At 58.6% G+C, this 6,072-nt stretch carries 5 protein-coding genes; 3 read left to right on the top strand and 2 right to left on the bottom strand.

Translation table 11 applies throughout. The annotated features are described in order from the left end of the window. Positions 1-214 precede the first annotated feature (214 nt). Positions 215-1,318: a M20/M25/M40 family metallo-hydrolase gene (locus IRZ31_RS19590; RefSeq protein WP_297156885.1), complete on the bottom strand. Its 1,104-nt coding sequence runs from the start codon at positions 1,316-1,318 to the stop codon at positions 215-217. A gap of 414 nt (positions 1,319-1,732) precedes the next feature. Here IRZ31_RS19590 and IRZ31_RS19585 point away from each other — a divergent pair, with 414 nt between their 5' ends. The 3 genes from IRZ31_RS19585 to IRZ31_RS19575 all read left to right on the top strand — a co-directional run bounded on the left by IRZ31_RS19585 (position 1,733) and on the right by IRZ31_RS19575 (position 4,485). Further along, positions 1,733-3,379 (top strand): S8/S53 family peptidase, encoded by a 1,647-nt coding sequence (locus IRZ31_RS19585; RefSeq protein ID WP_297156882.1) that lies wholly within the window; start codon positions 1,733-1,735, stop codon positions 3,377-3,379. Positions 3,380-3,625: 246 nt separating this feature from the next. Next, positions 3,626-4,024 (top strand): iron-sulfur cluster insertion protein ErpA, encoded by a 399-nt coding sequence (erpA, locus tag IRZ31_RS19580; protein ID WP_112427393.1) that lies wholly within the window; start codon positions 3,626-3,628, stop codon positions 4,022-4,024. Positions 4,025-4,263: 239 nt separating this feature from the next. Further along, on the top strand, positions 4,264-4,485 hold the full coding sequence (locus tag IRZ31_RS19575; RefSeq protein WP_297156878.1) for a hypothetical protein: 222 nt from the start codon (positions 4,264-4,266) through the stop codon (positions 4,483-4,485). 341 nt (positions 4,486-4,826) lie between these two features. On the opposite strand, the gene IRZ31_RS19570 is transcribed toward IRZ31_RS19575, so the two are convergent. After that, the coding region (locus IRZ31_RS19570; protein ID WP_297156875.1) for a thioesterase domain-containing protein at positions 4,827-6,072 on the bottom strand (1,246 nt) is incomplete at its 5' end.

Here is a 6,072-nt window from a genome sequence, read left to right as displayed (position 1 = left end):
TAGGTTGCTGTGCTCCAATATGATTCACGCACCATCAGCGCTTCAGGCGACGTACGTTAACCGCTCTATGCCAGACCGGCCTCGCGTGCAGACGAGTGTGCGCCGTTGCGCAATTGATCAGCGGCTACCCTCTGACAAGGCTCTCCCTGAGCGTAACCCGGCCTGTTCAGTTCTGCCTTGTCCTCTACTACTCTGTGCCCGACTGCGCAGAGTTTCAGCCAGCCGCTGCGCCAGCGCCCGTGCCAGACCAACGGCGCAGCACCTCTAGCGTGTCCTCTACCAGTTGCTCCAGCGGTTCGAGCGGCACATATTCTGTGGGAGAATGCTCATTTGCCACGCCGGTGGAGATGGTAAAGACACGTATGCGCGGGCGCAGAGCGCTCGTATCGCTGCCGATGAAGGTGGGACGCAACTGGATCTGCTTGCCCCGATCTGCAAGCACCTGACGATAGAGAGCCAGTAGCGGCTCTTGTTCATCAACAACGTAGGCGCCGCAGTGAGAGACAAAGTGTATCTCTGCCCGCCCGCCGGCCTGATGGGCGCTTTCTTCAAAAGCCTTGCGCAGGCGTTCACGGTAGCGCTCTATCTGCTCACTTTCCTCGAAGCTGCGCAGCTCTCCCTGGAGGAGGACGCGAGCAGGGACAGCGTTGCGCGCACTACCGCCCTCGATGCGTCCGATCAGAATCCGCGTCTGGTCATTGGCGAGCGAGCCGTGTGGATAGGCCGCCTGGCGGAAAATCTCCAGGGCGTTCACGGTCTGGCTCAGATCTTTGCCTGGATGACCGGTGCGACCAGTGATCTCTACATCGAAAGCTTCATAGTGAGCGCCGCGCGAGACCACTACGCCGGCCTCAAAGGCATTGTCAAAGACAATACCCTCGCTTACCTGCCAGGGGGTTGGATCGAAGGCGCGGGCTCCTTGCAGGCCACTTTCCTCCTGGACAGTGAAGAGAGCGACGATCGGCGGGTGGGGAAGCGAGCGCTCCTGGAGACGCCTGAGTATTTCCAGAATAATGGCCAGGCCAGCGGCGTCGTCGGCTCCAAGGTTAGAACTGCCATCGCTGTAGAGCACGCCATTGCGCAGCACCGGATGCTGTCCCCGCCCCGGCGGGACACGGTCCATATGGGCATTCAGAAGCACAGGACGGCCCTGGCCGGGCAGCAGAGCGATCAGGTTCCCTGCGGGGTCAACACTGGTTGTTAACCCCTGGGCCTGCAAGCTAGCTTCAAGGTACTGGCGAACGTGCTCCTCATGGCCTGATGTGGAGGGCAAGCTTACCAGCTCTATCAAGGTGGCGTAGAGACGATCTGCGCTCATCACAGCAGTACTCTTTTCTTTTCCTTCTCCCTTTGCTTCTGGCTCCCAGGGCTTCTTGTCTCATTATAGCGGGATTCCAGGGGCGAAGAAAAGGAGGCTAGGCAACTGCCCCAGTTACCGGCGTACGGTCAGGCAGAGCCATTCGGCCCATCTCTGAGAAGCCTGCCAGGAGGTCTATTTGCTATCTTCTATTGGTTCAGTTATAATGCCCGATGATAGAAAAGCAGTCGCTCCTTCTCATTTTGCATGAAGCGGGTAGGCAGAGAAGCAAGCGAGAAAGGGGGTCTTTGCTGGGGAAGGAAGAGGACAAAGAGGCCATCCTGACTGCGGCTACCTACCTGTGGAGGGAGCGCTGCTCACCATGTTGCGCGCTCGTTTACGCCGTGCTAGCTCTAGCTAGAAGGGGATCTGTGCATGACTCCTGGTGCTGCTGACCTCATAGGGAGGCCAACCGAGCTATTTTACTGGGTACGTGGAGAAATGGTGGTTGTGGTGCAACTGCCCAGAAGGCCGGCTGAAGATGCCTTGGAATTGCTGGCTGAGCAGGTACGGAGCCAGCTCAATGCTCTTCTGGCACCACATCATCTGCTGCTAGAACCGTATGGGAGCGGAGGCCACTGGCAGGAAGAAGCGAAGCCGCCCCGGCTTCCGATTCGCCAGCGGGCTTTCCTCTTTGGCTATCATCGCCAGCAGCCGCTTGTGGCGATTTTCTATCAGGTGCGTCATTTAGAGCAAGCGCTCATTGATCCCATGCCTCTAGCGCTTGCGTATCTGCAGTTGCATCTTGATGAGCTGGCTGAGCGAGGCCTTCGCCTCGTCTCTATGATGCCCAATTGGCTGGTCACTGCCGCCCCTTTTTACTACAGCATCGGCGGGCCGGCTCTGCCGCCGCGTCCTGCTCCGCGGCTAGAGCTGCCGGCCATCGGAGCCAGCGAGCCACCGCTCGGCTGGCATATTTCCTTTCTTGATCAGGGACTCCTGCTTGATCCCGAGGGGGCGAGCAATGTCCTGGTAGCGGTGCTTGACACAGCGGTCGAGGCCGAGCGCCTCCTACGAGCGGCGGACCGCCCCGAGTTTCGGCGGAACTGGCTGCTCCAGCGGCTGGCAGCCGATTTGCGCAGCGACCGCGGCCTGTTCCAAATCGAATATGATCGCTATCCCCTCTGGGAGGCGGTACGCACTGGACGTGATCGTTACGGCGAGGCTTTCTATTATCCTATGCCTGATCACGGCCTCTTTGTGGCTGGCCTGATTCGGGATATTGCTCCCCAGGCGCGCATTCGACTGATTCGCATTCTCAATGACTATGGAGGGGGCGATCTCTACGGGCTATTCGCAGCTCTGACAGGACTGGAGAAAGAGTTGTTCTCCGGGACTATTCGGCGCCTGGTCGTCAATTTGAGCCTGACCACCTTACCCGATGCGCGTCGTCTCCCCTATGTTTGGTTCGATGATCGTCGTTGGCCGAGTCGGGGGTTGGCCAGTGCTATGAGTGCCCTGACCCTGCTGGAGGATGGGCTGCGCCTCCTCTTTGAAAGCCTCTATGCCCAAGGGGCCTTGTTAGTCGCCGCTGCGGGAAACGATTCATGGCCGGAAGCTCGCCAGGGGAAGCGGCGAAGGCCGCCGCGAGCGCCGGCGCGCTATGCAACGGTGGTCAGTGTGACCTCGGTCAATAGTCGCTTCGAGCCGTCCCAGTTTGCCAATGTCGCTGCTATGCCGCCAGTGAATGGCGGCGTGGCTACGTTCGGGGGTGATGTTGAGGGCGTGAGAGATAGCAACGATCTACCTGATGCTGTCAGAGGAGTCTATATCTCACCAACCTTCCCCAACGGTGAGCCGAACACCACCGGCTGGGCTGATTGGTCGGGCTCCTCGTTTGCTGCGCCTATCGTCAGCGGTCTCGCGGCCCATTTACTCGCTCAGGGCTGGTCTGCAGCCAATGCAATGTTGCGGATGACTTCCACCGGTGAGTGGCACGGTGGCCTGCTCTATGGCTCCCCACCTGAAGTGCCTGCATTGCTGGCCAATCTGATCCGCGCCCAACAGCGCTTTGGTCTCTAGTTCCAGCTGGCTTGCTCTCGCTGGCGGGTGGTCGCGAGCGGTCGCTGAGAGGGGATGGACCTTCTCCTCTGGCTGAGAGCGTAGGCCCTTTCCCTTGACGCTGTATACCTCGTGGGATATAATAAAACGCAACTGGGTGCTTGAAGTGTCTTCATAGAGGGCCTGACATGTATCTGCTAGGTACATGGGGCCTGTCTTGGTGGGCTTGAGGAGAGCAAGCAGGTTCTACTTTTGGGAGAGATACTTATGATCGAGCAGACGCAGCAAAAGAGCGAAAGCAGCGTGGTGACGCTGACCCCTCTGGCGATGGAGAAGATCCGCGAGCTTCTGCAGCAGGAGAACGATCCTAATCTGGGCTTGCGTATCTTCGTAGCCAGCGGTGGCTGCTCCGGCCTCCAGTATGGCATGACGCTGGATGAGGAGCAGGAAGGCGATACGGTCATTGCGCAGGGCGATTTCAAAGTGCTCATTGATGAAATGAGCCTGGATTATGTCAACGGCAGCGAGATCGACTACGTTGATAGTCTGATGGGCGCCGGTTTTACGGTGAACAATCCCAATGCCGTGACAACCTGCAGCTGTGGCCACTCCTTTAGAACGGCCAGCGGCGGCGGCGAGCCGCGCGGCTGCGCTTGCGGTCGCTAACCTCGCTTGCCCCTAGCGCTACCTCGTTTAACAACGCTAGTGTAGCGCTTTCTTTTTCTTTCTTACTTGATAGGACAGATGCGATTGTGAGCGAAGGGGTCTCACCCAACGTATGTTGTAGTGGGACCCCTTCGTCCTTGTTTGTCGACAAGCAGCAGGTGAGCGGGCCTGAGCCTGACTCTCCTTGCATTAGTTGTTTGATCACTTTGTATGGCATCTGCTGCAAAAGAGGAGTGTGCATGAGCAGACGTTTCGCCTATCGTCCACGCTACTTCTCTCTCTCTCGCCGCCAGATTCGTACTCTCTCCAGAAATCAGCGTGCTTTCTTCCCCCGCCAGTGGCCTGCTCGACAGCAGCCCTTGCCTCCTTCTCGCGGGCGCAACTCTTTCCCCCAGCCTCATCTACCTTTCTCGCCCTTTGTGCATTCGCTGACTTTACCCCAGCTTCCCCCTCTCTTGTGAGAGGGAGCGTGGCCTGCTTCGCTCCTGCTTCTGCCCAACAAAAAAGGTTGAGGCTTGCGCATGGGCCACCTCTGCGCAGACCCCAACCGTGATCCCAGATCTTTTCTCCCAGACACTGACTGCGGGGTTTGCTAACTGGGTCACCGGCTGGCGCCCCAGTCCGGCCCACCCCGGGCAGATCTCTGGGTTCTGTCTACGCCACCTCTAGTATGGCCTGACACCTCCATTATAGTAATTCCGTGAAAGCTCTGCAAGAAGATAGGACTCATGGAGTGCCTTACTTCTCTCGTGAGAAGCAGCTACTCTGATGGATTCCTCTTGTCTAGGAACTGCTGGCAATTCTAATCACCTCTATCTTGCCCATCTCCTTTTGCATTTCCATCTATTTGGTGAGTATCATTCTCTTCTATCGCCTCCAGGCGGCGCTTGAGTGCCTCTGCAAAGACCGTGAGGTAGGTGGTGCGACTGGTAATGTGCGTGCCAGGCAGCTCCTGGCTGTCAATGTGCCCGCGACCTTCCTGCTGATGGTGCCGGGCGAAATTGAGCCAGGGTTTACGACGCCATCGCTTCTCTTCAGCAGCCCAGAAAAAGGTGATATCTCCACGATAAGGACCTGAACGGTAGCGCGCTAAGATCCAGCTGCATGTGCTTGTCCAGCGCTGATGGTCCTCATTGGGGGGGGCCGGTTCATTCTCTCCTGAGCCTTTCCGCCGGCGGACAAGGCGATAGCGCCAGAGGCTGTAGCGGTACCGCCATCGTCGGTAGCATTCCAGTTGTTGTAGCTCATTCCAGTGCAGGAGAGCGCCCAGAGCTCTGATGAAGGAGCACGCCAGGCGTGCCTGGCTCCATCCTCGCTCGGGGGCGGTTGGGTCGATCAGCACAAGCAGCTCGACTTTTTCTCCTACCGCTTGCAGCTGGCGGGCCATCTCATAGGCTACCAGACCGCCGTTGCACCAGCCAGCCAGGCGGTACGGCCCGTGGGGCTGAATCTGGCGGATCGCCTCGATGTGAGCGGCGGCCATCTCTTCAAAGCTTGGAGGTAGGGCCTTCTGTGGGAAGCGATAGGGTTCAACAGCGTAGAAAGGCTGGTCTTCTCCCAGTTGCTTCGCCAGTTTGATGCAGTAGAAGGCGCCACCTGTCCAGTCGCCGTGGAGATAGAAAAGCGGTCGCTTCTTCCCCTGACGTTGCACAGCGATGACGGGGGCCTCTGAATGTTTCTGAGATTCTCCCTCCTCGATGGCTTTCGCCAGCCTCTCTATGGTTGGCTCCTGGAAGAACAGGGAGAGCGGTAGCTGCTTGCCAAACTGCTGCTCTATGCGTGCAAAGAGGCGAGCGGCAAGCAGGGAGTGGCCCCCGATCTCGAAGAAGTTGTCGTAAACGCCGATCGGCTGCACGTTGAGCAGCTCTTCCCAGAGCTGGGCGAGTTGCTGCTCTAGCAGAGTACGGGGAGCAACCTTGGTCCCTTGAACGATCTCGTGCTCGGAAGCTGGTAGGGAGGCCAGGGCTTGGCGGTCGACCTTGCCGGAGGTGGTGTGTGGGAGGGCGTCGAGGACGACGAAGGAGGCAGGGACCATGTAGGCGGGCAGC

It is taken from the genome of Thermogemmatispora sp., from assembly GCF_019683635.1.
Taxonomy (GTDB): domain Bacteria; phylum Chloroflexota; class Ktedonobacteria; order Ktedonobacterales; family Ktedonobacteraceae; genus Thermogemmatispora.
This window is presented reverse-complemented; position numbering and strand designations above follow the sequence as displayed.

What these genes read in the sequence shown, in the direction of transcription:
- erpA (WP_112427393.1), top strand. Translation starts at nt 3,626, where the DNA reads ATGATCGAGCAGACGCAGCAAAAGAGCGAAAGCAGCGTGGTGACGCTG.
- IRZ31_RS19590 (WP_297156885.1), bottom strand. Translation starts at nt 1,318, where the DNA reads ATGAGCGCAGATCGTCTCTACGCCACCTTGATAGAGCTGGTAAGCTTG.
- IRZ31_RS19585 (WP_297156882.1), top strand. Translation starts at nt 1,733, where the DNA reads ATGACTCCTGGTGCTGCTGACCTCATAGGGAGGCCAACCGAGCTATTT.
- IRZ31_RS19575 (WP_297156878.1), top strand. Translation starts at nt 4,264, where the DNA reads ATGAGCAGACGTTTCGCCTATCGTCCACGCTACTTCTCTCTCTCTCGC.